Raw genomic sequence first — 25,714 nt, 5'->3', positions numbered from 1 at the left:
CCTTTTGGGCCGGTTTTCTTTTTCGCAATTTTTAAACTGGCTCACATCTTCATGGCGTCAGTTATCTTCGCGGTCCACGCACCTTCCGGTTTCTTGGTGATGACCGGATCGGAACCGCCGCCGAGAAGTGTTTCCACCGTGCGGTCAGCCGCCGCTACATCAAGGGTGCCATCGGAACCGTCAACCAGCTTGCCGATTTCCTTGACCATACGCTCCTGAACTTCCTTGGTCTGTGCACCGGAAGCATCATTGTCGAGAATGATATCGGCGGCTTCCCCCGGATTTTCGGAGGCATATTTCCAGCCCTTCATCGATGCGCGGACAAAACGGGCAAGCTTGTCGACCATTGCAGGGTCGTCAAGGCTCTTATCAAGGACATATAGCCCGTCTTCCAGTGTCGCGACGCCCTGTTCTTCATAAGGGAATACAACGAGTTGGTCGGCTGGAATTCCGGCGTCGATCACCTGCCAATATTCATTATAGGTCATGGTGGAAATGCAGTCGGCCTGCTTCTGGATCAGCGGGTCGACGTTGAAACCCTGCTTGAGCACAGTCACGCCGTCCTTGCCGCCTTCGGTCGGAATTTTAAGATGGCTCATCCATGACAGGAACGGATACTCATTGCCGCCGAACCAGACGCCAAGCGTGCGACCCTTGAAGTCTTCAGGTTTGGTGATGTTGGTGTCCTTACGGCAGGTCAGCATCATGCCGGACTTCTTGAACGGTTGAGCGATGTTGACGAGCGCGACACCCTTTTCGCGGGTGGCGAGCGCAGACGGCATCCAGTCCACCACCACATCAGCACCACCACCGGCAATGACCTGTGGAGGAGCTACGTCGGGTCCACCCGGCTTAATCTCGACGTCGAGATTTTCGGCTTCATAGAAGCCCTTGTCCTTGGCGACGTAATAGCCTGCAAACTGTCCCTGCGTTACCCATTTAAGCTGCAAGGTCAGCTTGTCGGCTGCCATTGCCGAGCTGCTCATGAGCGCGAGCGCCAGTCCGGCTGTTCCAAGGCATAAAGAAATTGCCTTTTTCATTTCAGTTCTCCTCTGGTTCTTTTTTATTGCGCGCATTTTGCCCGAAAACCGGTTCCCACTTTTCGGAATGCGCTTTGGTCTACCTTATGATGGCAGATGCCAAATCGTTCGGCTCAGGCCCTCCTGTATGAAGGGTGCCAGAATGTCATTTTGCGCTCGATCAGCGCGATCAGCCCATAAGAGAGCGACCCGGCCAGAGCGGCTACGAAAATTTCAGCCCAGACCATATCGACATTCATACGTCCGATTTCCGCAGAGATACGGAAGCCCATACCCACAATCGGCGTACCGAAAAATTCCGCCACGATTGCGCCGATAAGGGCGAGGGTGGAATTGATCTTGAGGGCGTTGAATACGAACGGCATGGCCGCTGGAAGACGCAGCTTGAACAACGTCTGCCAATAATTGGAACCATAGGTTTCCATCATGTCTCGTTCCATCGATCCGGTACTGGCAAGGCCTGCGACCGTGTTTACCAGCATCGGGAAGAAGGTCATGATGATGACGACCGCCGCCTTCGACTGCCAGTCGAAGCCGAACCACATCACCATGATCGGTGCGACACCCACGATGGGAAGTGCTGCAGCCAGAGTGCCGAGTGGCAACAATCCTTTGCGCAGGAAAGGAATCCGGTCGGCGATGATGGCAGTTATGAAACCAAGACCGCAACCGGCGACGTAACCGATAATCACGGCCTTCAAAAATGTTTGCCTGAAATCCGCCCACAAGATCGGTACGGAGGCAGTGATGCGCGCCCAGATTGCCGATGGCGCTGGCAGAAGAACCTGCGGAATGGCAAAGAGCCGGACCGTCACTTCCCAGAGCACCAGCATCGCGATACCGAAGAGCGCCGGCACTGCAATATCCAAAAGCTTTTGACCTACGGGATTGCGGGTCTTCAGGCTTGCTACCCAACCGACAAGCAACCACGAGACAGCGATGAGCGCTATGACCGAAAGAATGCCTGTCATCATGCGGCTGCCCTTTCCGGCTTTGCGCCCATTCGTCGATTCACAAGTTGTGCTGTAATTCCAATCAGTGCAACCAACACAGAAGCCATCAGGGCAGCGACAACAAGCGCGGCCCATATCTGGACCGTCTGTCCATAATAAGAGCCAGCGAGCAGCCTCGCACCGAGGCCGGCGACTGCGCCGGTTGGCAATTCACCGACAATCGCGCCAACGAGGCTGATCGCGACGGCGATCTGCATCGATGTAAAGAGGAACGGCATGGCCGCAGGCCAGCGCAGTTTCCAGAACACCTGCGATCTCGATGCATTGTAGGTGCGCATGAGGTCGAGATGCATCACGTCTGGCGACCGCAGCCCTTTCACCATGCCGACAGCGACCGGGAAGAAGGACAGATAGGTCGAGATGATGGCTTTGGGCAGCAAGCCCGATATGCCAATGGCATTCAGCACCACGATAATCATCGGCGCGATGGCGAGGATCGGGATCGTTTGCGAGGTGATGATCCACGGCATCAGGCTCTTGTCGAGCGTGCGGGAATGCACAATGCCGACCGCGAGAAGAACTCCGAGTGCGGATCCAAGCACAAAGCCGAGCAGCGTGGACGATAATGTTACCCATCCGTGATAGATCAGGCTGCGCTTGGAACTAGGCTTGACCCCGAAGACAGTTTTCCAGATTTCTTCAGCCACCTGATGCGGTGCGGGCAGGACCGGACGGTCCTGATGCATCGTATTGGCAACAAGCGTCGAGAAGGCGATTTCTGTCCCTGCGCGTGTCGCCTGATCCCGCTCGAACGGCGCGTTGAGCACCACCGCCAGGCCGTACCAAAGCGCAATAATGACGGCGAGTATGGTTGCCACCGGAATGAATCTATCGTGCAGAAAGCCTTTCATGGGCGATCTCCAGCACGATGCGGTTGCTGAGTATCCTCAATCATGGATATGCCCCAGACGTAATCCCTCACGAACCCGATGTGCAATCTTTAGAAACGCCTCGGATTCCCGGATCTCCAGCGGTCTGTCTGGACCAAGGTCGCAATCGATGATTTCATGAATGCGGCCTGGGCGCGGGCTCATGACCACAATCTTGGTCGAGAGAAACACCGCTTCCGGGATCGAATGTGTGACGAAAATCACGGTTTTGCGTGTCGCGGCCCAAAGCTTGAGAAGCTGTTCGTTGAGATGATCGCGCACGATTTCGTCCAGAGCGCCAAAGGGTTCGTCCATCAGCAGCATATCCGGGTCGAATGATAATGCGCGAGCTATCGATGCGCGCTGTTGCATGCCGCCGGAAAGTTGCCAGGGATATTTTTTGCCGAAGCCCGCAAGGTTCACAAGCGCGAGGTTTTTCTCGATGCACGCGCGCCTCTCTGCCTTCGAGAACCCCATAATCTCGAGCGGCAGGCTGATATTGTCTTCGATGGTGCGCCACGGAAACAGGGCCGCCGCCTGAAATACATAACCGTAGGATCGGTCGAGGCGGGCTTGTTCAGGCGTCTTTCCGTTCACCGTTACGGAGCCTGATGTCGGCTGTTCCAGATCGGCCACGACGCGCATCAGCGTGGTCTTGCCGCATCCCGAAGGTCCGATGAAGGAAACGAACTCGCCGCGCTTGACGGCAAGATCAATGTTGGACAGCGCATGGACCGGCCCGTCATTCGTCTCGAAGACGAGCGACAAGTCTTTGATGTCGATCACTGTCTGCGCATTTGCCTCGCCCCTCTCCGGGGCCATGCTGTCATTCAAACTCATGCGCGGTTCCCGAAGCTGGACGATGGCCATGTCTCAGACCCCTATCGGCATATGTTCGGCGCTGCGCTCCACTTTGCGCGGCGCAACGATTTCTTTCCATTGCGACAGCGCACGATTGACCGGGCCATTCGGCTCACGCTCGATGAAGCGTCCGTCGCCCGGCTCTGCCGTGACGTGCCCCTTGTCGAATGCGATACGCCCACGTGAAAGCGTCATCTTCGGCAGGCCCTTGAGTTCAAAGCCTTCGAACACGTTGTAATCAATGGAGGAATGCTGCGTTTTTGCAGAAATCTTCTTGGTTGCCTCTGGATCCCAGATGACGAGGTCAGCATCTGCGCCCGGCAACACTGCGCCTTTCTGCGGATAGATGTTCAAAATCTTGGCGATGTTGGTCGAGGTGACAGCCACGAATTCATTGGGTGTCAGGCGACCGGTACGAACTCCGCGAGTCCAGAGCACGGGAAGCCGTTCTTCCAGACCACCTGTACCGTTTGGAATCTTGGTGAAATTGCCGATGCCATAGCGCTTTTGTTCGGTGGTGAATGCGCAATGGTCGGTCGCAACGCATTGCAGGCTGCCCGCTGCAAGGCCGGCCCACAGACTATCCTGATTGACCTTGTCACGAAACGGCGGCGACATTACACGGCGTGCCGCATAATCCCAATCCCGATTGTGATATTCGCTTTCATCAAGCGTCAGATGCTGAATGAGCGGCTCGCCATAAACACGCATACCCTTCTGGCGGGCGCGGCGGATCGCTTCATGGCCTTGCTCGCAGGAAACATGCACGACATAGAGGGGAACGCCTGCCTGATCAGCAATCATGATGGCACGGTTGGTCGCTTCGCCTTCCACTTCCGGTGGGCGCGAATAGGCGTGGGCTTCCGGCCCATCGTTGCCCTCGGCCATCAGCTTGGCCTGCAATTGCGCAGCGATATCGCCGTTTTCGGCATGAACGAGCGGCATGGCACCCAGTTCAGCGCAGCGCTGGAACGAGGCGAACATTTCATCGTCATTCACCATCAGCGCGCCCTTATAGGCCATAAAATGCTTGAAGGTGTTGATGCCGCGCTTCACAACTTCCGGCATTTCATTGAAAGCGCGTTCGCTCCAGCCGGTGATCGCCATATGGAATGAATAGTCGGTGCGGGCCTTGCCTGCCTTCTGGAACCATTCCTGCAATGCGTCGAGCAGATTGCCTTCCGGTCCGGGCAGCACGAAATCGACAACCATCGTCGTGCCGCCGGCAAGGGCTGCCGCAGTGCCGGTGTCGAAATCGTCGGAGGAATAGGTGCCCATAAAGGGCATTTGCAGATGAGTGTGCGGGTCGATACCGCCCGGCATGACATAGCAGCCGGATGCATCTATGACTTCATCGCCGGAGAGATTGTCGCCGACAGCAACAATCTTTTCGCCTTCGATGAGAACATCGGCTTTAAAGGTGCGGTCAGCCGTAATAACGGTTCCGCCTTTGATGACCTTTGCCATTGTTCGTCGTTCCCCTTTTTGGTTTTGTTGCGAACAGTAGCAGTAGTGGATGGTTGTGAAATCAGCTTACAATTTCAGCAGTCTCCAATACCGCATGCAGAAGCACGTCGGTTCCCGCCGACGCCCATTCCTTCGAAATATCCTCGTCTTCGTTGTGACTGAGACCGTCTACGCATGGACACATAACCATCGCAGTCGGCGCAACGCGATTGACCCAGCAGGCATCGTGGCCCGCGCCAGAAACGATGTTACGGTGGCTATAGCCGAGCCGTTCCGCCGCGTTGCGGATCGCCACCACGCAGCCATCATCAAAGGTCACCGGGTCGAAATGTCCGGCCACTTCAATCTCGATGCCGATGCCCAGTTCTGCGGCGATCTTCGGCGCTTCCTTTTCAAACCGCGTTTTCATGTCGTCCAGCACATCTTGGTTGGGCGAGCGGAAATCGACCGTGAAAACGATCTGGCCCGGCAGCACGTTGCGTGAATTGGGTGAAACGTCGATATGGCCGACGCCGCCCACCGCATCCGGCTGGTGAGACATGGCGATTTCGTTGACGAGCTGCAGCATCTTGCCAAGGCCAAGGCTTGCATTCTTGCGCATCTTCATAGGCGTAGAGCCGGTATGCGCCTCCTTGCCGGTCAAGGTTACCTGCAGCCACCACAGCCCCTGGCCGTGATTGACCACGCCGATATCCTTGTGCTCGGCCTCTAGGATTGGCCCTTGTTCGATATGAAGCTCAAACATTGCATGGATTTTACGCTGCCCAACCGGTTCACTACCTTTCCAGCCGATGCGCTCCAGTTCGTCTCCGAATTTCTTGCCTTTGGCGTCGGTGCGCTGATAAGCCCAGTCCTGCTCGTGGACACCGGCAAAAACACCGGACGAGAGCATGGCCGGGGCAAAACGCGTGCCTTCCTCATTCGTCCAGTTGACGACGACGATAGGTCGCTTTGTCTTGATATTCATATCGTTGAGCGTGCGCATGACTTCGAGGCCGCCGAGCACGCCCAGCACGCCATCGAATTTACCGCCCGTCGGCTGCGTGTCCAGATGGCTGCCCATATAGACCGGATCGGCGTCGGAATCTTCGCCGGGGCGCGTGAAGAACATGTTCCCCATCGTGTCGACGCCCATGGTAAGCCCGGATTTTTCGCACCAGCTCTGAAACAGTTTGCGGCCTTCGCCGTCTTCATCGGTCAAGGTTTGGCGGTTATTGCCACCGCGCACACCAGGCCCTATCTGGGCCATGTCCATCAGACTGTCCCAAAGACGATCGCCGTTGACTCTAAGATTGCTGGTGAGCACCATGCGCTCTGCCTCCGCATTATGTATGTGCGTTCAAATTCGAGCCATTATACTGCTAGCTCGTATCCACCCGCCAATATATGTTCCCACGACCTGGCTCTTTGGCCACAATATTCTTGCCTTGCGGGCAAAAACTTGACTAGTTGGTCAAATTGCAGGCTAGAAGAGCGTTTGAATATGGTCAAGCGCTTTTGAAAAATTCTACACTGCTGAAAGGTGTCAAATGGCCACAGCTCCTTCAGACTCACGGACCGACACAGTCGGAAACGAGAAGATGTCGAACGAGAAATCGGAAGGTGCGACGCGTATTCAGGGTATAAATCGCAGGCTTATCCTCGACGCAGCACTCGAGGTTTTTTCAGCCTACGGATTTCGGGGGTCGACGGTTGATCAGATCGCCGAGAAGGCGGGCATGTCCAAGCCGAACCTGCTCTATTATTTTCCGCGCAAGCAGAACATCTACGTGACCGTGCTGGAAGATACGCTCGCCACCTGGCTGGAGCCTTTCGAGCACATCGACCCTGAGGGTGACCCGCTGGACGAGTTGCGCCGTTATATCGCCGTGAAGTTGGAAATGTCGGCGAAAAAGCCGGAGGCCTCGCGCCTTTTTGCCAATGAAATTCTACACGGCGCTCCGGCAATCTCCGATTTTCTGAAAGGACATCTGAAGCAGTTGGTGGATGAAAAGGCGAGGGTTATTCATCGATGGATAGCTGAAAAGCGCTTAGCACCCGTCGATCCTTATCACCTGATTTTCACCATATGGGCTGTTACCCAGCACTATTCGGATTTCTCCGTGCAGGTCGGCGCCGTTCTCGGTCGGCGTTCGGAGGAGGTTGGGTTCTATGATGAAACGGCCAAAGCATTGAGCGCCATCATTCTTGACGGTATCCGCCCACGGAACGAAAATCCGCCATCATGAAAACGATTCTTATTGCAGCAGCCATTGTCCGGGACGAAGCGGGCCGTTTCCTTCTTGTGCGCAAGCGCGGCAGCGAGATATTCTTCCAGCCCGGCGGCAAGATTGACGCAGACGAGCAACCTGAAATCGCGCTTGTGCGTGAGATCAAGGAAGAGCTTGGCATTCTCATTGACGAGAGCCAGTTGCGCTACGCGGCAAAGATGTCGGCGCCCGCCGCCAACGAAGACGATGCAACGGTCGAGGCGGAATTGTTTCATCTGACATTGAAAGCCGGGCAGGTGCCGGTAGCGTCAAGCGAGATCGAAGAGCTGCTGTGGAACGCGCCAGGTGACACAACGCGTCCCGTCGCTCTGTTGTCGCAGTGCATTCAAATGCGTTTCGCGAAGGATTACTGAGCCCTTCGCGGCTCTACACGATTTCCATCCTTATCGAACAGGTGCAGGTGTTGGGTGGGAAAACTCACGTGAACTGTACCTTGCGCGTGTAGGGCATCGCGATCGAGCGTGAAAACTTTGAACGGCAATCCATGCAGACTGAGATGCAGGATAATACCGAAGCCAGTCGGCTCAACCAGATCCACATGCGTCGGGAGATTGCCTGCTTGTTCCATCGTCACATGCTCGGGCCGGATACCGAGTGTCGCCTTGTCTCCGTCGTCAAGGAACATGGGCGACGCCAGTGCGATCTGCGTTCCGTCCGCGAGGCTCAGATGGGCTTTGCCGTCTTGTTCCCGGTAGGTGACCTCCAGAAAATTCATCGCGGGTGAGCCGATGAATCCCGCCACGAAAAGGTTCGCAGGACGGTCATAGAGTTCGAGCGGCGATCCGACTTGCTGCACCACACCACCATGCATGGCGACGATACGATCGGCAAGTGTCATAGCTTCGATCTGATCGTGGGTAACATAGATCGAGGTTGCTTTCAGCTCACTGTGCAATTTCTTGATTTCGGCACGCATCTGCTCGCGCAGTCGAGCGTCGAGATTGGAAAGCGGTTCGTCAAAGAGAAAAGCCTTTGGTTGGCGCACAATAGCGCGGCCCATTGCGACACGCTGGCGCTGCCCACCTGAAAGCGCCTTCGGGCGTCGCTCCAGAAATGGTTCAAGACCGAGTTTGGTGGCTGTCGATTTGATGGCGCTCGCGATCTTTTCTTTCGGTGTTTTGCGCAGCCGCATACTGTAGCTCATATTGTCGGCCACACTCATATGCGGATAGAGCGCGTAGGACTGGAAGACCATCGCAATGTCGCGGTCTTTTGGCGCAAGCTCGTTGACACGCTTGCCACTAATCTGCACCTGACCGGCAGTTATCTCTTCAAGTCCGGCAATCATGCGCAAGAGCGTAGACTTTCCGCAGCCGGAGGGCCCGACCAGGACAATGAACTCACCGTCTTCGATCTCAAGATCGACACCGTGAAGAACGGCCAGTTCGCCATACCCCACATGGCCAGGTTGGGATCGGAGAGAATATTGTTCGGTTCGCTCATCAATCCGAGTGCGTAGAACCAGTGCGGCAACGGACCGATGACAGGATTGAAAAGCCAGGCCCAATTCAGACCCGAGAGAAATGTAGGCACAGCCCACGGCAGGAAGACCAGAGCTTGAGCGATACCGCGTCCGGCAAAGGGCTTGTCCAGGAGCAACGCCAGAATTAGCCCAAAGACGAATTGCAACAGAACGGAACCGCCGGTCCACCACAGGGTGTTTTTAAGCGCGTCATAGAAAGAACTGTCATCGGCGAGCGTGCGAAAATGCTCCAGTCCGATGAAGTCGCCAGAGAATGGATTGAGGAGTTGTATGTCGCGGAACGCATAGGAAATACCAAGAACCAGCGGCACGAGCATGATCGCACCGATCAGGATCAACGCTGGAGCGCTATAAAGGTAAGGTTCCGATGCATGGGCAAGCCGCTGCAGGAAATTGCGTCTGTCTTGTAGAGGGATAGTGGTGGTCATCACTCGCTTTCCCGTTGGAGCGTGGATGGGCTGCGACATGAAAGTTCGCGCCAATTCAGGGGACAGGCGCGGATGATCCGCGCCTGTCTTCTCGGCTTACTTTTTGCCAGCCAGGAATTTTTGCTGCGCCTTGGTCAGATACTCTGCCCATTGGTCAGCCAGTTCGTCGGGGGTGATTTCACCCAGCAATGCCTGCTGCGATGTCTTGATGACGAGCGAATCCTTGAAGAAGGCGAATTCTTCGAGGTAAGTCGGCATAACAGTCGGCGTCACGTCCTTGTCGGAAAGCTCGTCGAACCAACCTTTGAATTGAGGCGTCTTATAGAATGGGTCGTCCTGTGCGGATTTCAGAACCGGCAATGCTCCGGTTCGCTTGTTCCACGTGACATTACCCTCCGGACCTTCCAGTGTCGCAATCAGCTTCCAGGCCAGATCCTTGTTCTGGCTGCCACTCATGATTGACCAGCCAGCAAAGCCGATAGTCGGGAAGGCTTTGCCATCCGGCCCCTTTGGCATAATGGTAACACCAAAATCCTCCGGCTTCATACGTTCGGCAATGGCTATAAGTGCGTCCGGGTCCTGATTGAGGAAGGCACAGGTGCCGCTATAGAAACCGGCCACGGTTTCATTGAAGCCCCAGTTGACGCTGTCCTTGGGCGCAAGGCCGTTCTTGTAAAGATCGACGACCCAGGCAATGCCCTTCTTCCAGCCGTCGCTGTTCATGGTCGAGGTGCCATCCTCGTTGAAAAACGTATTGTTGCCTGCCATCGATGCGCCAAAGATGGCCCAACTGTTGAGGCCACCCGGTCCGCCGCGCAGACAGTAGCCAGACTTGCCCGGAAGCGCTGAAATCTTCTTCGAGGCTTCAAGGAATTCGTCCATGGTCTTCGGCGGTTCGGAAACACCGGCTTCCGCAAGCAGTTTCTTGTTGTAGAACATGGCATTCAGGTAGAAGCCATAAGGCAGCATGTAGGCCGTGTCCTTGACGCTGCGGCCAAGTTCCAGCGCACGGTCAGTCAGGTCTGGCGTGGTCTGCCATTCCTTCAGATACGGCTCTAGGCTTTCCAACATTCCGTTGTTGGCATAGAGCGAAACCCAGGTGTCCGGCATTTCCATGACGTCGGGAATTTCGCCCGACGACACCATGGTCGCAAATTTCTGGAAAGATTCACCCCATGGCAGGGAGATGATTTCCACTTTCGTGCCGGGGTTTGCTGCTTCAAATTTAGCAACGATAGACTTCAGCGTTTCGGTGCGTTCCGGACTGGTGATGACTTCCACCAGCTTCAAGGTCGTATCGGCCATGGCCGTACCGCTCATCAACATGGCGGCGAATGCGGTTGCGATCAGTTTTTTCATGTGTCGTTCCCCTTTATTATCCTCACGACTGTTTGTTTATGCGGTGGATGCGGCGATTGCCTCCTCAAGGTCCCGCCACAAGGCCTCCGTACCTTCCAGGCCGACATGCAGACGGACGGAGCGCGGATCGATGCCAAACGTATGCGCGGAATTGGGCTGGGCGCGTTGCTGCAACACAACCTCGCCAGGGACGATCAGGCTTTCATGCCCACCCCAGCTCACACCGAGTTTGAACAACTTCAAATGATTGCAAAGTGTCCGAACGTTCACGCTGTCGTTGAAAATGACCGAAAAAAGCCCAGAGGTGCCCGATAATCCGGCAGGAAGACGATTGGCCAATGCTGGGTGGCAGACAGTTTCGACAATATCGAGTGCCTGCAGGCGTTTGGCGATTTCCAGCGCGGATGCTTCATGTGCTTTCATCCGGGTGGGTAAAGTGCGCATGCCTCGGACAAGCAGCCAGGCATCAAAGGGTGAAAGCTTACCGCCAAGATAGGGATAGGTCTCCGCCCGGATCATGTCGACGAGAACTTTCGATCCGGTTACAACGCCGGCCACGACATCGCTGTGTCCACCGAGATATTTGGATGCAGAATGCACCACGAGATCAACGCCGAGCGTCAACGGACGCTGAAAGATCGGACTTGCCCAACTGTTGTCGATAATGGTGAGGACGCCATTGCGCTTGGCGATGGCGGCTAACGCGCCAACATCATGGGCTTCCATGACCCAGCTCGTCGGGCTTTCCATATAGAAGAGCTTGGCACCGGGGAGGGCTTGCGCGACCGCTTCTTCGTCGCGGCCATCGATATACTCGACTTCGACACGCATGCGCTTCAGGATCGTGCCGAACAGACGGAATGCATCGGGATAGACATGGCGCACGGCGACAATACGATCTCCCGGCTGAACAAAAGCCAGAACGCTTGCTGAGATCGCCGCCATGCCGCTCGCAAAGCCCAGCGCGTCTTCACCGCCTTCCAGCTTGGCCAGCATTTCTTCAAATGCCCGCACAGTGGGGTTCAGGCCGCGCGTATAGATAGGCCTCACCTTCTCGCCCCGATAGGAGGCGACCATGTCGTCATAGCTTGGAAAGGTGAAAAGCGATGTCTGCACGATGGGCGGTACGACGGCGTCGAAGGCGTTGCCTTCATCATGCGCAACTGTGAGTGCAGCGAAATCGAGCGGGGCCATCCCGTCAGTCATTTGGACATTTCCTTGATGTCTTCCTCGACGATGTCGAGGATTTTCAGAGTTTCATGCCTTGCGGTCTCAGGATCCTGAGCCACGATGGCGTTGAAGAGTGTGCGGTGGAATGGAAAGGTCCGTCGTGCAAAATCAGGCCGATCAAATGGCTCCGACCAGAAACTGACAAAGGCATCGCGCATCTGTTCCAGTAATTGCCCAAATAGCGGATTGTGGGTGGCGTCATAAATGGCGAGGTGAAAAGCGAGATCTTCCGGACCAGATGTGCCCTTGGCGAGGTGCACCCGCTCCATCTCGTTGAGCTTTTCCTCGATTATTATCAGGTCTTCGGCAGTTCGTTTGCGGGCGGCAACCATGCTGGCTTCGGCTTCGATGCCGCGCCGTATCTCCAGCGTCTGCAGCAAGGCATCGCGCAATTGGGTGGGATTGAAGGAAAGCGGCATGTGAATCGTGGCCGCTGTGATTGGCTTGAGAAGATAGGTGCCGCTGCCTTTGCGGGTCTCAATGACACCGAGGGCCTGAAAATGTCGGATTGCCTCCCGAATGGTGGAGCGCCCGACGGCAAGTGCGGTCATGAGTTCCCGTTCAGCGGGCAGGCGATCGCCTGCTTGAAGCTGCGCAGTCTGGATATAGGTGGCAAGTGCCTCCGTGACCTGCCGCGCCCGGTCCATGGGCGGCAGAGGTGCTATGGAAAGCTTCCCATCTCCCATTGCAAAAATCCTGTCCTGATTGTCTGCTTTAGTGACGACAGCTTGACCAGACCTGTTCCCACTTATGATTAAATTGGTCTGACATCATAGTACTATGGCGCAAAAACTTGCCCTGTCAAGCCGTGAGACTGGCAATTTCATTTGCATGTGAATGGACCATTCGCATGCGCAGTTTTTCTTATTGCGGACAGAAGAGGTTGCCCCTATCAATCCGGTGAGGAGGCAACGTATTGTTTGCGTTGCGAGGGAGTGAAATCGCATGCAGTTAAAAGCAGCAGAAAAGCAGACGCTTGGCCGTACCGGTCTGACCGTAACTGCGCTTGGTTTAGGAACGGCGCCTTTGGGCGGGCTTTATGCTCCTGTGTCCCGTGCCGATGCGAATGCTTTGCTGGAAGCCGGTTGGAACAGCGGTATCCGTTATTTCGACAGCGCGCCGATGTATGGTTATGGTCGCTGTGAGCATCTGCTTGGCGATATGCTGCGCGAAAAGAGCGAGCGCGCAGTTGTTTCCACCAAGGTCGGGCGCTTGATGGCCAATGAGCGCGCTGGCCGCACGTTACCGCCAGCGCCGCCAAAGAATCCGCTCGATTCGGGCTGGCACAATGGCCTCAATTTCCGTGAGGTTTTTGATTACAGCTATGATGGCGTCATGCGTAGCTTCGATGACAGCCAGCAGCGTCTTGGCTTTCCGGAAATCGATCTTCTGTATGTTCATGACATTGGCCGCGTGACCCATGCCGACAGGCACGAATTTCACTGGAACGCGCTGACCAAGGGTGGCGGCTTCCGTGCGCTGACCGAACTGCGTGAGGCAGGCAACATCAGAGGTTTTGGTCTTGGTGTGAACGAATGGCAGATCATTCGCGATGCGCTTGAAGAGGCTGATCTTGATTGTTCGCTTTTGGCCGGACGTTATTCGCTACTCGATCAGGTGTCGGAAAAGGAATTTCTGCCGCTGGCGCAAAAGCGTGGCATGGCGTTGGTGATTGCTGGTGTGTTCAATTCCGGCATTCTGGCTGCGCCGCGCGGCGGCGAACAGAAGTTCGATTATGCCGATGCGCCTGCTGAAATCATTGCTCGCACCAATCGCCTGCACGACATTTGCGATGAGTATCATGTCCCGCTTGCTGCTGCCGCCATGCAGTTTCCGATGAGACATGAGGCAGTCAGCTCCATTCTGATTGGTGTGCGTTCGCCAGAACAGATCAGGCAGAATGTCGTCTGGTTCGAGCAGTCGATACCGGACGAATTCTGGACGACGCTTCGCTCGGAAGGTCTCATTTCCTAATCATGACTTCCAAAGTTCTCTGCGTCGGTGCCCTGACCATGGACACCATTCTCCGCCTTGATGAACTCCCACACACGGCAGGTAAATATCTGCCGCGCGAAGCCGTAGAAATCGCGGCTGGCATGGCTTCAAGTGCAGCCGCTGCCATTGCCCGGCTTGGCGGTAACGTGGCGCTCTGGGCTTCTGCCGGACTTGATCCGGTGGGCGACCGCGCCGTCGCGGAGCTTGAAGCAGAAGGCATCGATTGTTCCTATATCCGGCGGCTGAAAGGCACGCGTACTGCATTTTCTTCGATCCTTGTCGATGCGAGCGGTGAACGCATCATCGTGCCTTTTTATGATAGCAGGCTAGCAAGTCCGTCTGATCCGGTGCCGCCGATTGCGACGGGAGCCTATGCGGCTGTCATGACCGATGTGCGTTGGCCGTGGGCCGCTGAAACGGCGCTTCGTGCCGCACGCAATGCCGGTATTCCGGCTATATTGGATGCCGATACCGCGCCTGTCGAATTGCTGGAAACGCTGTTACCACTCGCAACCCATATCGTAGCATCAGAACCTGCAGCAATCAGCGTGGCAGGGACGACAGATTTGAGCGAATGTGTCCGTATTCTTGCCAATCGTTATGATGTATTCACGGCAGTCACCGCTGGCGCAGATGGCTGCTATTGGGCGGAAGGTGCTGGCAAACCCGTTTCCCACGTGGCTGGCTTCAAGGTCGATGCAGTGGATACGCTGGCTGCGGGCGACGTGTTCCATGGTGCTTTTGCACATGGTTTGGTTGAGGGCAAACCGATCACGGACGTCATTCGCTTTGCCAATGCCGCAGCCGCCATTAAATGCACGCGTTTCGGCGGACGAGCCGGTTCACCACATAAAGCGGAAGTTCTTTCGTTCATCGAAAGCGGCGTTGTTCCAACTCGATAGGTCGAGTGTAGGACATCTTCCTCCCTCATCCTGAGCCGGTGCGAAGCACCGTGTCGAAGGAATAGGGCAGGCATTTGGTCCGCTTTCCCTCGTCCTTCGAGACGCTGTTTTCAACAGCTCCTCAGGATGAGGGGGGGGGATATCAGCGCTCTGAACTGACTCGCGTTTCAGGTATTTTGCTTTCTCTCCCATTCTCCCAAAATCATACGATTACACACTGAACCCGAATTGACTATTTACTAACATGTTAGTATGTGCAAACTTAAAGTTCAAATTTGGGAGGAGCCAGTTTTGGCACACGATAATTCTGGTCGGGAGCGCTTTGGGCTCTCTGCAGCGCTTACGACGCCATTCGATGCGGACGGCAAAATCGATGTCAGTCGTGCGCTTAGCCATGCACGCGCACGACTTGACAATGGCTGCTCAAGCGTGACCTTGTTTGGCACCACAGGCGAAGGTTCGTCGATCGCGGATGCCGAACGTGCGGCACTTCTGGATAGCTTCATTGCTCAAGGCTTTGAGGCTTCCAACATCGTAGTCGGCGTTATGGAAAACTCGGTTGCCGATGCGATCCTGCAGGCAGGCGACGCGCTGCGTCGCGGCTGCAAGGCCATTCTTCTGGCGCCTCCGTCCTATTTCAAGAACCTTTCCGATGATGGCCTGTTCAACTGGTTTTCTGCTGTCTTCAAAGGTCTTGGAGATAATGCGCGCAGCATCATTCTTTACAATATTCCGTCGGTTACTGCCGTGGAGCTTTCAGTCGATCTTATCAGTCGTCTGCGTGCAGCTTTTGGCGGCATCATCATCGGCGTGAAGGATTCATCCGGTAACTGGGCCTTTACGGAAAAGCTGCTTGCAGCGCACAAGGACATTGCGATCCTGATCGGTGATGAGCGCGATCTTGCTGCTGGCGTACGCCTCGGCGGGCAGGGCGCTATTTCCGGCATGGCCAATCTGTTCCCGGATCGTCTTCTGCGCATGGTCAACGATGGTCAGGACGACGCTGAACTCGTAAGCACCGTACAGCAGTTGCTGAACTATCCGGTCACGCCTGCAGTCAAGGCTATGGTTGCCCGTCATACGGGCGATATGGAATGGCGTCGCGTGCGTGCGCCGCTCGTTTCACTCAACGACGCGGATTTCAATGCAATTGGCAGTGTATTCGACCGTTTGCATATGGCAAAAGCGGCCTGACCACGGCATAAGCAAACGGGACTGAGAGGGGACAGGCTTTGGCGGAAGATCACAGCGAACCGGTAAAATTGCGGGACAAGGCTTATCAGAGCTTCACCCAGCATTTGCTGGCACGTGATTTCCATCCGGGCCAATTCGTTTCTCAGCGTCAGCTCGTCACCATGACGGGATTGCCGCTCGGTGCGATCCGCGAACTGATCCCGCGTCTTGAAGCGGAAGGTCTTATCAAAACTGTACCGCAGCGCGGGCTTCAGATTGCGCATATCGATCTCAATCTCATCCGCGAGGCGTTTCAGTTTCGCCTTTTCATCGAGAAAGAGGCGATTGCCATCTTCTGTCAGGCGGCATCTGATGAACTGTTACGTTCGTTGCGCGCCGAGCACGAAGATACATTGAATCGGGCTATGAGCGAAGGCGAGACGCCGGAGCTTGAAGAACGGGCACAGAATATCGACTGGAGTCTGCATGACACCATCGTCGGCTCGCTCGACAATGAAATCATCTGGCGTGCCTACCAGACAAACACGATCAAGATGCGCCTGATCAATCAGGAGCGGTTCCGCATAACCGGGCGCGTTATCCCGGTGATGCAGGAGCATTTAGCCGTCCTTGCAGCAATCGAAACACGAGATCCGCAGACTGCCATGGATGCCATCGCCGTTCACATCAACAACGCACGGAAGCTGGCTTTGCAGATTTAACGACCAGGGCTAGGCAAGAGGAGTTGCCGGGCCGGAAAAATTATAGGGGAGGAGAATGCAATGAATCTATTACGTCCAACACGTCGTCAGTTTCTGGCGGGAACAGCAGCAATCGCTGCGTCTGGCATGACGGGCATAAGTCCGTCTTTCGCCCAGTCGACCGTCGATTGGAAGAAGTATGCTGGCACAACGCTTGAAGTAAACCTCATCAAGAGCCCGCGCGGCGAAATCCTTCAGAAATATCAGAAGGAATTCGAAGATCTGACCGGCATCAAGGTGAACTCCGAGCAGATGCCGGAACAGCAGCAGCGCCAGAAGGCCGTGATCGAGCTGACTTCGGGCCGTCCAAGCTTCGACGTCATTCACATCAGCTATCACGTTCAGAAGCGTCAGTTTGAAAAGGGCGGCTGGCTTGCCGACCTGAACCCATTCCTGAAAGACCCGACGCTGACCGATGCGTCGCTTACAGAAGATGATTTCGCAAGCGCCGGCCTGACCTTCGCCAAGGATGCCAATGGCCGCTTTGGCGCACTGCCGTTCTCGGTCGATTACTGGATCATCTATTGGAACAAAGAACTCTTTGCCGCCAAGGGCATCGAGTTCCCGAAGACCTTTGAAGAGCTGGTCGCAGCCGCTGAAGCGCTTACCGATCCATCGACCAACACCTATGGTTTCGTCGCACGCGGCATGAAGAATGCCAATGCGCCGGTCTATACCAGCCTCCTGCTCGGCTATGGCAAGCAGTCGGTTGATGCTGATGGCAACCTGCAGACGGATTCGGCTGAAGGTATTGAAGCTGCCAAGCTCTATCAACGCCTGATGACCAAATCGGCGCCTCCCGGCGTTGCGGGCTTCAACTGGGCTGAATGCCAGTCGAACTTCCTGCAGGGCCGTGTCGGCATGTGGCTTGACGGTATCGGTTTTGCGCCACCGCTTGAAGATCCGAACAAGTCGCGCGTTGTCGGCAAGGTTGGCTATGGCGTCATGCCAGCAGGCCCGAGCGCACAGGCAGCACCGACGACCGGCGACGGCATCGGTGTGACCGAAGCTTCCAAGAACAAGGAAGCTGCATATCTCTACTGCCAGTGGGCGATTTCCAAGGAAATGGGTGCTCGCCTGTTACAATCTGGGTCGGGCGTTCCGTTCCGCAAGTCGGTCATCGACGATGAAGCAGTGCGCAAGGGCGTCACCATGCCGGCAGGCTGGGTGGAAGCGCTTTCGAAGTCTGCCCCGATCAGCGAACTTTGCCTGCCGGTCATCGTGCCCGTCACGGAATTCCGCGACATTATCGGTGTTGGCCTCACCAATCTTCTCAATGGTGCTGACGCAGAAGCTGAAATGAAACGCGCGACGGAAGAATTCCGGCCGGTCCTCGCACGGAGCGAAGGAAAATGACATCTGCCGCCCCGATAGGAGCAAAAGCGGAAGCTGCTGCCAAAGCAGCTTCCTCCACCAAGTCGGTCACGAGCCGCTTGCGGCCCAGTTACTGGCCGTTTGTTCTTCCAGCCTTGATCACTGTCGGGGCGGTGATCGTCTTCCCGTGGGTGTTTACGCTCTGGATGAGTGCCAACCAGTGGCAGCTTGGTGGAGAGCAGAGCTTTGTCGGCTTCGACAATTATCTGCGTCTTGCAACCGATATGCGTTTCTGGGAATCCATGTGGCACACGGTTGTTTACACGGTTCTGTCCGTCGTGGCCCCGATGATATTGGGTACGATTGCAGCGCTGGTCTTTGACAGCAAACTGCCCATGCGCGGGCTGTTGCGCGGTATCTTCGTCATGCCGATGATGGCAACGCCGGTGGCGGTCGCCCTTGTCTGGACGATGATGTATCACCCGCAATTGGGTGTGCTCAATTACCTGCTTTCACTGATCGGCATTCCGCCGCAGGAATGGATCTTCAACCAGAGCACGGTTATCCCGTCGCTGGTTGCTGTTGAAACCTGGCAGTGGACGCCGCTGGTCATGCTGATCGTGCTGGGTGGCCTTGCGTCTATGCCGCGCGATCCGTTTGAAAGCGCGGAAATCGATGGTGCCAATGGTTGGCAGAAATTCCGTTACATCACGCTTCCGATGATCCTGCCGTTTATCATGGTTGCCGTCATCATCCGCTCGATTGATGCGCTGAAAAGCTTCGACATCATCTTTGCGATGACGCAGGGCGGCCCGGGAACGGCGTCGGAAACCATCAATATCTATCTCTATAATGTGGCGTTTTCCTATTACGACATTGGCTATGGATCGGCGATTGCCGTGGTGTTCTTCATTGTCATTATCGCCATGTCGATGATCCTTCTGGCGCTGCGCCAGCGGACCAAGTGGAACGCTTGAGGACCGATCATGGCACGCAAGTCAATTCTTTCCAAGCTTGGCACGGCACTCATGGTTTTCGTCATTGTGTCGCCTGCAATCTTCTTCTTCGTTTGGATGTTGTCGCTTTCGCTCAAATATGAAATCGACAACGGCGCTTATCCACCGATCCTGATCCCCGACCGCATAGCGTGGTCGAACTATACCGGAATTTTCGAGACCAACGACTTCCTGCTCTATTTCTGGAACAGTCTTCTGGTCACAGGAACCGCGACCTTGCTGGCATTGATTGTCGGCGTTCCGGCAGGTTACGGCATTGCGCGACTGCGCGCCAACAAGTCGGCAATCGTCATCATGATTGCACGTATGACGCCGGGCCTGTCTTACCTGATCCCGCTGTTCCTTTTGTTCCAGACCTTGGGCCTGCTTGGCACGCTCTGGCCGCAGATCATCATCCATCTGGTCGTCACCGTTCCAATCGTGATCTGGATCATGATCGGCTATTTCGAGACAACACCGATGGAGCTTGAAGAAGCAGCCATTATCGATGGTGCATCGTCGTGGCAGGTGTTCATGAAGGTTGCACTGCCAATTGCCAAGCCCGGCGTTGTGGTGTCGCTCATCCTCGCGGTGATCTTCTCGTGGAACAATTTCGTTTTCGGCATCGTGCTCGCAAGCCGCGAGACACGCACCCTGCCGGTCGCGGTCTATAACATGCTGTCCTTTGAACAGGTCAGTTGGGGTCCGCTTGCCGCCGCAGCACTCGTGGTCACATTGCCGGTCCTGTTGCTGACAGTTTTCGCGCAGCGCCAGATCGTTGCGGGTCTGACCGCAGGCGCCGTCAAATAAGAGTTGAGGTTCAAGATGGCATCTGTATCCATCCGAAATGCAATCAAGAAATATGGCAATGTCGGCGTTCTGCATGGCGTGTCGGTCGATATCGAAGATGGTGAATTTGTCGTGCTGGTCGGCCCGTCGGGCTGCGGAAAATCCACGCTCCTGCGTATGATCGCGGGGCTTGAGGAAATCAGCGATGGTGAAATCGCCATTGGTCCGCGTGTGGTCAATGACCTGCGCGCGAAGGAACGCGATATTGCCATGGTGTTCCAGAATTATGCGCTCTATCCGCATATGACGGTGGCCGACAATATGGGCTTCGCGCTCATGCTGAAAAACGCGCCGAAGGAAGAACGCGACAGCCGCGTCAATCGTGCAGCGGAAATTCTCGGCCTCAACAAGCTGCTCGACCGCTTTCCACGCCAGCTTTCCGGCGGTCAGCGTCAGCGTGTAGCCATGGGCCGTGCGATTGTTCGCGATCCACAGGTCTTTCTGTTTGACGAACCGCTCTCCAACCTTGACGCCAAGCTGCGCGTGCAGATGCGCGGCGAGATCAAGGGCCTGCATCAGCGTCTGAAGACCACCACGATTTACGTGACCCACGATCAGATCGAAGCCATGACCATGGCCGACAAGATCGTCGTCATGCGCGATGGTTTGGTGGAGCAGATCGGTGCGCCGCTCGATCTTTATGACCGTCCGGCCAATATGTTCGTCGCGGGCTTCATCGGCTCGCCATCGATGAACTTCGTCAACGGCAAGATCGAAGAAGGTTCGTTTGTGGCTGATGGCGGCTTCCGTATGCCCTTGCCTCAAGGCGATTATGCAAGTCTTTCGGGCGAGGCCGTTTATGGTATGCGCCCTGAGCATATGAAGATTGCCGACAACGGCGTGCCGGTCACAGTCGAAATCGTTGAGCCGACCGGTTCGGAAATCATGGTCATGGGCAAGCTTGGCGATCAGCCAGTCACCTGCCTGTTCCGTGAACGCCTGACAGTGCGTCCGGGTGATGTGCTGACCATTGCGGTTGATCCAGCAACCAGCCATGTGTTCGAGCCGGAAAAAGGCATGCGCGTCAGTCGCTAAATCATCTGTCAGCAATGAAAAACGCCGGGGTTTTCCCCGGCGTTTCTGTTTTACTCTGCGGCTTCTTTGACAGCCATCGGGTTATTCGGATGGGTCGTCCAGTTGGCATATTGTGCCGGGATGGGTGCCTTGGTGCGCGGATCGAAATCGCCGATCTGCTCCATGGTGATGCAATCCTCGACCGGGCAGACATTGACGCAAAGATTGCAGCCAACGCATTCCTCATCGATCACCTCAAAGTGCCGCGCACCATTCACCAGATTGGTGATTGCCTGATGTGAGGTATCTTCGCAGGCAATATGGCAACGACCGCACTTGATGCAGGAATCCTGATCAATCCGTGCCTTGGTGACATAATTGAGGTTGAGATACTGCCAGTCACTGACATGTCCCACGGCCATGCCGCGGAAATCATCAAGCGTCTGATAGCCTTTGCTGTCCATCCAGTCGGAAAGACCGTCAATCATTTCTTCAACGACCTTGAAGCCATAGGTCATTGCAGCAGTACAGACCTGAACCGTGCCGCAGCCGAGCGCGATAAATTCAGCCGCATCGCGCCATGTGGTAATGCCGCCAATGCCTGAAATCGGCAGGCCATAGGTTTCAGGATCGCGTGCAATTTCCGCCACCATGTTCAGCGCAATCGGCTTGACTGCTGGTCCGCAATAACCGCCGTGGCTGCCGCGACCGTCAATGGATGGAACCGGCGACATGCTGTCGAGATCGACCGACACAATGGAATTGATCGTGTTGATTAGCGATACAGCATCGGTGCCATTGGCCTTTGCGCCGCGTGCAGGCTTGCGGATATCGGTGATGTTCGGCGTCAGTTTGGTGATCACCGGCATCCGGCTATATTGCTTGCACCATTTCACGACCATGCCGACATATTCCGGCACCTGACCGACGGCCGCACCCATGCCGCGTTCGCTCATGCCGTGCGGACAACCAAAGTTCAGCTCAATACCGTCAGCGCCGGTTTCTTCCACCAAAGGCAGAATGGCCTTCCATGCTTCTTCTTCGCATGGCACCATGATCGAAGCGATCAACGCGCGGTCGGGCCAGCGCATCTTCACTTCTTTCATTTCACGAAGGTTCACTTCAAGCGGCCGGTCGGTGATCAGCTCGATATTGTTGAGACCGAGCAAGCGCCGGTCAGCACCATGGATAGCGCCATAGCGCGGACCATTGACATTGACCACCGGAGGGCCTTCCGCGCCCAGCGTTTTCCAGACCACGCCACCCCAGCCGGCCTTGAAAGCACGCTCGACGTTATATGCTTTGTCGGTCGGTGGAGCAGATGCCAGCCAGAACGGGTTTGGAGACTTGATACCGAGGAAGTTCGTTGAAAGATCAGCCATGTTTACTCTCCTCAGCCCTGTTCCTGGCCCAAAGGCACACTGCGGTCACGATGAGCAGACGGGGTTGGCGCATGAAGCGCGCCGCCCGACAGCACCGCATCGGCAAAGCCTTCAATCGCTTCGGGACGTTTTGTCAGCGTCGCATGGATGGATTCGGCAGCAACCTTGCCGTCTTCCACCGATGCAACGGTCAGATCCTGACCACCTGCAACGCAGTCGCCCCCGGCCCAAATGCCCTCAACGGATGTGCGGCGCTCGTCATCGACGCTGATGCGTCCTTTGGAGAGTCCGATGCCTGAACCTGCAATTGGCTCCGGTTCAAACTTCTGACCGATAGCCTTGAAGACCTGATCGGCTTCAAGAATGAGATATTCACCGGTGCCGGAAAGCTTACCGTCTTGCGCAGCGGTGTATTCAAACACAACTGCATTGACCGTGCCGTCTTCGCTTCGTTCAAGCGCGTGTGGCTGCAACCAGTGACGGATAACTACGCCATGAATCTGCGCCAGTTCCTGTTCATAGGCGCTGGCATTCATGCTTTCCTGACCGCGACGATAAACGATGGTCACGTTTTCAGCGCCGAGCTTTTTGGTCTGGATTGCAACGTCCACCGCCGTCATGCCGCCACCGATAACCACGACATTGCGGCCCACAGGCAGGGATGAGAGGTCTTTTGCCTGACGCAGATTGGCAATGTAATCGACGGCATCAATCACATTGGGCGCATCTTCGCCGGCAAGTGCCAGGTCATTGACGCCCGGCATTCCCATGCCGAGGAACACCGCATCATAACCCGCCTTGAGCGCTTCAATGGTGATGTCCTGACCGAGTGTCTCGTTATACTCGATATTGATCGCGTCGATTTTCAGCACGAATTCCAGTTCGCGCTGGGCAAAATTATTGACCGTCTTATAGGCGGCAATACCATATTCATTAAGACCGCCGCCCTTGGGGCGCGCTTCAAAAATCGTCACCTGATGCCCATACATCGCAAGGCGATGTGCTGCGGAGATACCTGCCGGACCCGCGCCAACAATGGCGATGTGCTTGCCGGTATCGGGTGCGCGCTTGAATGGATGATTGCCGGTTTCCATCAAAACATCAGTGGCATAGCGCTGCAATTCACCAATCTTGACCGGCTTGCCTTCCGAAGTTTCGCGAACACACACTTCTTCGCAGAGAGTTTCGGTCGGGCAGACGCGGGCGCACATGCCACCTAGAATATTTTCTGAAAGAATGGTCTTTGCCGCACCGATTGCATTGCCGGTGTTAATCTGGCGAATGAAACGCGGAATGTCGATGCTGGTCGGACATGCATTCATGCAAGGCGCATCATAGCAATAATAGCAGCGGTCGGATTCAACGAGGGCTTCATGCTTGTTGAGCGGCGGATGCAGATCATCGAAAACATGCGCATAATCGGCCTTTTCTAGCCGCGAGCCATGGATATCGGGCCCGTTCGCGTGTCCCGGATTATCAATTGCATCAATAGGTGAATTCTCTGCTGATCTCATCGATCGCATCTCCCATTTTTGCTTGTTCAGGCGCGGGTTCCCTTTGCGCACCGTGAACGTTGTTCCGGGCTGCGATCTTTACCGTCGCGTGGTACCCGTTATCGACAGGATGACAGATTTTTACGGAAGGTCAAATTTTTTATCATCTGGTCAATTTATGGCAGTCACGCACTACAAATGCAAAAAAGGCCCGGCTTTGGAAGCGCGGGCCTTTGACATTGAGCTGAGATGGGAAATCAGAGTGGATCGGATTTGAGGCCGCCCGTTGCAGGTTCCGTTGTCGCTTCTGCGTTCTGGAAAGCTTCCAATTCTTTAGGCAGGGCAGGGTGTGAGCTTAGGACCAGCGCACAGCCAGCAATGATGACGGCAGCGCCGATAAACTGGATGAGGGAGAGCTGTTCTTTCAGGAAAACCGCACCGACCAAAACCGCAATCACCGTGACAGCAAATTCGACGCTGATGGCTTTTGTCGGTCCGACATTTCCGACCAGTCTGAAATAAAGCACATAGGTGAGGGCGCTCATCACACAGGCCGAAATCAGCAGGTAGATGAAGTCAACAAGTCCCGGCATAGCTGGTACAGGGATGGCAACGATCAGTGGCAAAGTCAGGATGCCGCCAAAGACGAATGCGCCAATGGTGGTTTCCCATGAGCCGGTGCCTGACAGGCGGCGGCTGGCATAATTGCTGCCGAATGCCGCCGAGAAGCAGGAGAAAAGCACAGCAACACAGCCCATGATAAATTCAGGCGTCACCGCAACAGCCGGGAAGCCAACCAGCAGCACGATGCCGGTGACACCAAGCAGCAGGCCGATCAGGCCGCGTGATGTAATGCGCTCAAGCCCCCAGAGCTGGCTGATGACCATCGAGAAAAGCGGAATGGATGCAACGCAGATCGCGGCCATCGCCGTTCCGATCAGCGGTGTGCCGTAGGAAAGACCGATAAGCTGACCCGCAACCGTGGTCGCTCCAACGACGGCGAAGGGTTTCCAGCCAGCGTGAAAATCAAGCTTACGTCCGGAGAGTTTTGTAATCGCAGAAAGCGTTCCGGCAGCAATGAAGGAGCGGAAGGCAACCGCACCAACCCAGCCGAAAGCTTCGACCACACGCAGCACCACGAGGAACGATAGCCCCCACGCCAGGGCAAGGAAAATATAGGTTGCGATATCTCTCGGTTTCATACCGATGGGCTTTCAGAAAGTATTGTGAATTATCAAATACCGGATTGCGAAAAGGGAAGGCAGGGCTATCGGTTCTATAAGGGTGTAGCTAGATCAGGTCGTTTTTGCGGCGGTGTTCGACGCCGCTTCTGCGATATTGGCAAAGAAGCGGTCTGCGATCTTTCGCGCGACCGAGCCGAGCAATTTCGTTCCGATCTGGGCCACTTTGCCACCGGCATCTCCCCGTATCGTGTAGGATAGCACCGTACCATCACCATCTTCTTCCAGACGCACATCGGTCGCGCCATGTGCAAACCCGGCTATGGAACCTTCACCGTGGCCCGAAATCGTATAGGAGATCGGCGGGTTCATATTCGACAGTTCCAGAATGCCGTGAAAGCGTACTTTCAGGATTCCGAAGCTCACTTTGAGGGCGGCGCGTATTTCGGTTTCCGAAATGCGCTCTATATCTTCGCAACCGGGAATGCAGTCTTTCAGCGTCTCAATGTCGTTCAGCGCGTCCCACACCGCCCATCTTGGCGCTGTTATGCGTTCTTCACCGGTCAGGTCCATGCTTTTCTCCAGACGCGTCCTGCTATCAATGTAATTTGATTGATAAGATGTATATGGCAATC

At 55.6% G+C, this 25,714-nt stretch carries 24 protein-coding genes and 1 pseudogene; 10 read left to right on the top strand and 15 right to left on the bottom strand.

Translation table 11 applies throughout. The features are described 5' to 3' along the window. Positions 1 to 41: 41 nt before the first annotated feature. The 6 genes from FIB18_RS08150 to FIB18_RS08125 all read right to left on the bottom strand — a co-directional run bounded on the left by FIB18_RS08150 (position 42) and on the right by FIB18_RS08125 (position 6,559). Positions 42 to 1,040 (bottom strand): ABC transporter substrate-binding protein, encoded by a 999-nt coding sequence (locus tag FIB18_RS08150; protein ID WP_140020220.1) that lies wholly within the window; start codon positions 1,038 to 1,040, stop codon positions 42 to 44. A 113-nt stretch (positions 1,041 to 1,153) separates the two neighbouring features. Further along, positions 1,154 to 2,014 (bottom strand): ABC transporter permease, encoded by an 861-nt coding sequence (locus FIB18_RS08145; protein ID WP_140020219.1) that lies wholly within the window; start codon positions 2,012 to 2,014, stop codon positions 1,154 to 1,156. Further along, entirely contained in the window at positions 2,011 to 2,904 is an 894-nt protein-coding gene (locus FIB18_RS08140) for an ABC transporter permease (protein WP_140020218.1), read from the bottom strand. The genes FIB18_RS08145 and FIB18_RS08140 overlap by 4 nt, the downstream gene beginning before the upstream one ends. A gap of 36 nt (positions 2,905 to 2,940) precedes the next feature. After that, entirely contained in the window at positions 2,941 to 3,762 is an 822-nt protein-coding gene (locus FIB18_RS08135) for an ABC transporter ATP-binding protein (protein WP_140020217.1), read from the bottom strand. A 33-nt stretch (positions 3,763 to 3,795) separates the two neighbouring features. After that, entirely contained in the window at positions 3,796 to 5,250 is a 1,455-nt protein-coding gene (gene hydA / locus FIB18_RS08130) for a dihydropyrimidinase (protein ID WP_140020216.1), read from the bottom strand. A 61-nt stretch (positions 5,251 to 5,311) separates the two neighbouring features. Further along, positions 5,312 to 6,559, bottom strand: a complete 1,248-nt coding sequence (locus FIB18_RS08125; protein ID WP_140020215.1) for a Zn-dependent hydrolase — start codon at positions 6,557 to 6,559, stop codon at positions 5,312 to 5,314. 220 nt (positions 6,560 to 6,779) lie between these two features. Here FIB18_RS08125 and FIB18_RS08120 point away from each other — a divergent pair, with 220 nt between their 5' ends. Further along, on the top strand, positions 6,780 to 7,478 hold the full coding sequence (locus FIB18_RS08120) for a TetR family transcriptional regulator C-terminal domain-containing protein (protein WP_140020214.1): 699 nt from the start codon (positions 6,780 to 6,782) through the stop codon (positions 7,476 to 7,478). Next, complete coding sequence (locus tag FIB18_RS08115) at positions 7,475 to 7,873, top strand: NUDIX hydrolase (RefSeq protein WP_140020213.1); 399 nt, start codon at positions 7,475 to 7,477, stop codon at positions 7,871 to 7,873. Before FIB18_RS08120 ends, FIB18_RS08115 begins: the two co-directional genes overlap by 4 nt. Here FIB18_RS08115 and FIB18_RS08110 read toward each other — a convergent pair. The 5 genes and pseudogenes from FIB18_RS08110 to FIB18_RS08090 form a co-directional block, all read right to left on the bottom strand. Continuing rightward, the gene (locus FIB18_RS08110) at positions 7,867 to 8,919 is read right to left on the bottom strand and encodes an ABC transporter ATP-binding protein (protein WP_140020212.1); all 1,053 of its coding nucleotides are present in this window, start codon (positions 8,917 to 8,919) and stop codon (positions 7,867 to 7,869) included. The genes FIB18_RS08115 and FIB18_RS08110 overlap by 7 nt on opposite strands. Beyond that, positions 8,877 to 9,431 (bottom strand): annotated as a pseudogene (locus tag FIB18_RS08105) (carbohydrate ABC transporter permease); the annotation flags it as partial. The pseudogene FIB18_RS08105 and the gene FIB18_RS08110, both read right to left, overlap by 43 nt. 96 nt (positions 9,432 to 9,527) lie before the next feature. Beyond that, a complete protein-coding gene (locus FIB18_RS08100) occupies positions 9,528 to 10,790 on the bottom strand; it encodes an ABC transporter substrate-binding protein (protein ID WP_140020211.1) in 1,263 nt (420 codons plus the stop codon). Between the two features lie 36 nt (positions 10,791 to 10,826). Continuing rightward, the gene (locus FIB18_RS08095; protein ID WP_140020210.1) at positions 10,827 to 11,996 is read right to left on the bottom strand and encodes a PLP-dependent transferase; all 1,170 of its coding nucleotides are present in this window, start codon (positions 11,994 to 11,996) and stop codon (positions 10,827 to 10,829) included. After that, positions 11,993 to 12,706, bottom strand: coding sequence for a FadR/GntR family transcriptional regulator (locus tag FIB18_RS08090; protein ID WP_140020209.1), 714 nt, complete (start codon positions 12,704 to 12,706; stop codon positions 11,993 to 11,995). The genes FIB18_RS08095 and FIB18_RS08090 overlap by 4 nt, the downstream gene beginning before the upstream one ends. Positions 12,707 to 12,965: 259 nt before the next feature. On the opposite strand from FIB18_RS08090, the gene FIB18_RS08085 reads away from it, so the two are divergent. The 8 genes from FIB18_RS08085 to FIB18_RS08050 all read left to right on the top strand — a co-directional run bounded on the left by FIB18_RS08085 (position 12,966) and on the right by FIB18_RS08050 (position 21,044). Next, the gene (locus FIB18_RS08085) at positions 12,966 to 13,994 is read left to right on the top strand and encodes an aldo/keto reductase (RefSeq protein WP_140020208.1); all 1,029 of its coding nucleotides are present in this window, start codon (positions 12,966 to 12,968) and stop codon (positions 13,992 to 13,994) included. A gap of 2 nt (positions 13,995 to 13,996) precedes the next feature. Continuing rightward, a complete protein-coding gene (locus FIB18_RS08080; protein WP_140020207.1) occupies positions 13,997 to 14,917 on the top strand; it encodes a PfkB family carbohydrate kinase in 921 nt (306 codons plus the stop codon). A gap of 291 nt (positions 14,918 to 15,208) precedes the next feature. Then, positions 15,209 to 16,111 (top strand): dihydrodipicolinate synthase family protein, encoded by a 903-nt coding sequence (locus tag FIB18_RS08075; protein ID WP_140020206.1) that lies wholly within the window; start codon positions 15,209 to 15,211, stop codon positions 16,109 to 16,111. A 38-nt stretch (positions 16,112 to 16,149) separates the two neighbouring features. Next, positions 16,150 to 16,812 (top strand): GntR family transcriptional regulator, encoded by a 663-nt coding sequence (locus FIB18_RS08070; protein WP_140020205.1) that lies wholly within the window; start codon positions 16,150 to 16,152, stop codon positions 16,810 to 16,812. A gap of 60 nt (positions 16,813 to 16,872) precedes the next feature. Beyond that, entirely contained in the window at positions 16,873 to 18,207 is a 1,335-nt protein-coding gene (locus FIB18_RS08065; protein WP_140020204.1) for an ABC transporter substrate-binding protein, read from the top strand. Beyond that, on the top strand, positions 18,204 to 19,142 hold the full coding sequence (locus FIB18_RS08060) for a carbohydrate ABC transporter permease (protein ID WP_140020203.1): 939 nt from the start codon (positions 18,204 to 18,206) through the stop codon (positions 19,140 to 19,142). Before FIB18_RS08065 ends, FIB18_RS08060 begins: the two co-directional genes overlap by 4 nt. A 9-nt stretch (positions 19,143 to 19,151) precedes the next feature. Further along, complete coding sequence (locus FIB18_RS08055; protein ID WP_140020202.1) at positions 19,152 to 19,970, top strand: carbohydrate ABC transporter permease; 819 nt, start codon at positions 19,152 to 19,154, stop codon at positions 19,968 to 19,970. A gap of 15 nt (positions 19,971 to 19,985) precedes the next feature. Continuing rightward, entirely contained in the window at positions 19,986 to 21,044 is a 1,059-nt protein-coding gene (locus FIB18_RS08050) for an ABC transporter ATP-binding protein (RefSeq protein ID WP_140020201.1), read from the top strand. Positions 21,045 to 21,094: 50 nt separating this feature from the next. On the opposite strand, the gene preA is transcribed toward FIB18_RS08050, so the two are convergent. The 4 genes from preA to FIB18_RS08030 all read right to left on the bottom strand — a co-directional run bounded on the left by preA (position 21,095) and on the right by FIB18_RS08030 (position 25,652). Continuing rightward, on the bottom strand, positions 21,095 to 22,405 hold the full coding sequence (preA, locus tag FIB18_RS08045) for an NAD-dependent dihydropyrimidine dehydrogenase subunit PreA (RefSeq protein ID WP_140020200.1): 1,311 nt from the start codon (positions 22,403 to 22,405) through the stop codon (positions 21,095 to 21,097). 11 nt (positions 22,406 to 22,416) lie between these two features. Then, positions 22,417 to 23,928, bottom strand: a complete 1,512-nt coding sequence (locus FIB18_RS08040) for an NAD(P)-dependent oxidoreductase (protein WP_174977399.1) — start codon at positions 23,926 to 23,928, stop codon at positions 22,417 to 22,419. A gap of 227 nt (positions 23,929 to 24,155) precedes the next feature. After that, positions 24,156 to 25,100: a DMT family transporter gene (locus FIB18_RS08035; RefSeq protein ID WP_140020198.1), complete on the bottom strand. Its 945-nt coding sequence runs from the start codon at positions 25,098 to 25,100 to the stop codon at positions 24,156 to 24,158. Between the two features lie 93 nt (positions 25,101 to 25,193). Beyond that, positions 25,194 to 25,652: an SRPBCC family protein gene (locus tag FIB18_RS08030; RefSeq protein ID WP_140020197.1), complete on the bottom strand. Its 459-nt coding sequence runs from the start codon at positions 25,650 to 25,652 to the stop codon at positions 25,194 to 25,196. Positions 25,653 to 25,714: the final 62 nt, after the last annotated feature.

The sequence above is a fragment of the Brucella pecoris genome, assembly GCF_006376675.1.
Classification (GTDB): domain Bacteria; phylum Pseudomonadota; class Alphaproteobacteria; order Rhizobiales; family Rhizobiaceae; genus Brucella; species Brucella pecoris.
The sequence above is the reverse complement of the archived record's forward strand: the minus strand, read 5'-3'. Positions and strand labels throughout refer to the sequence as shown.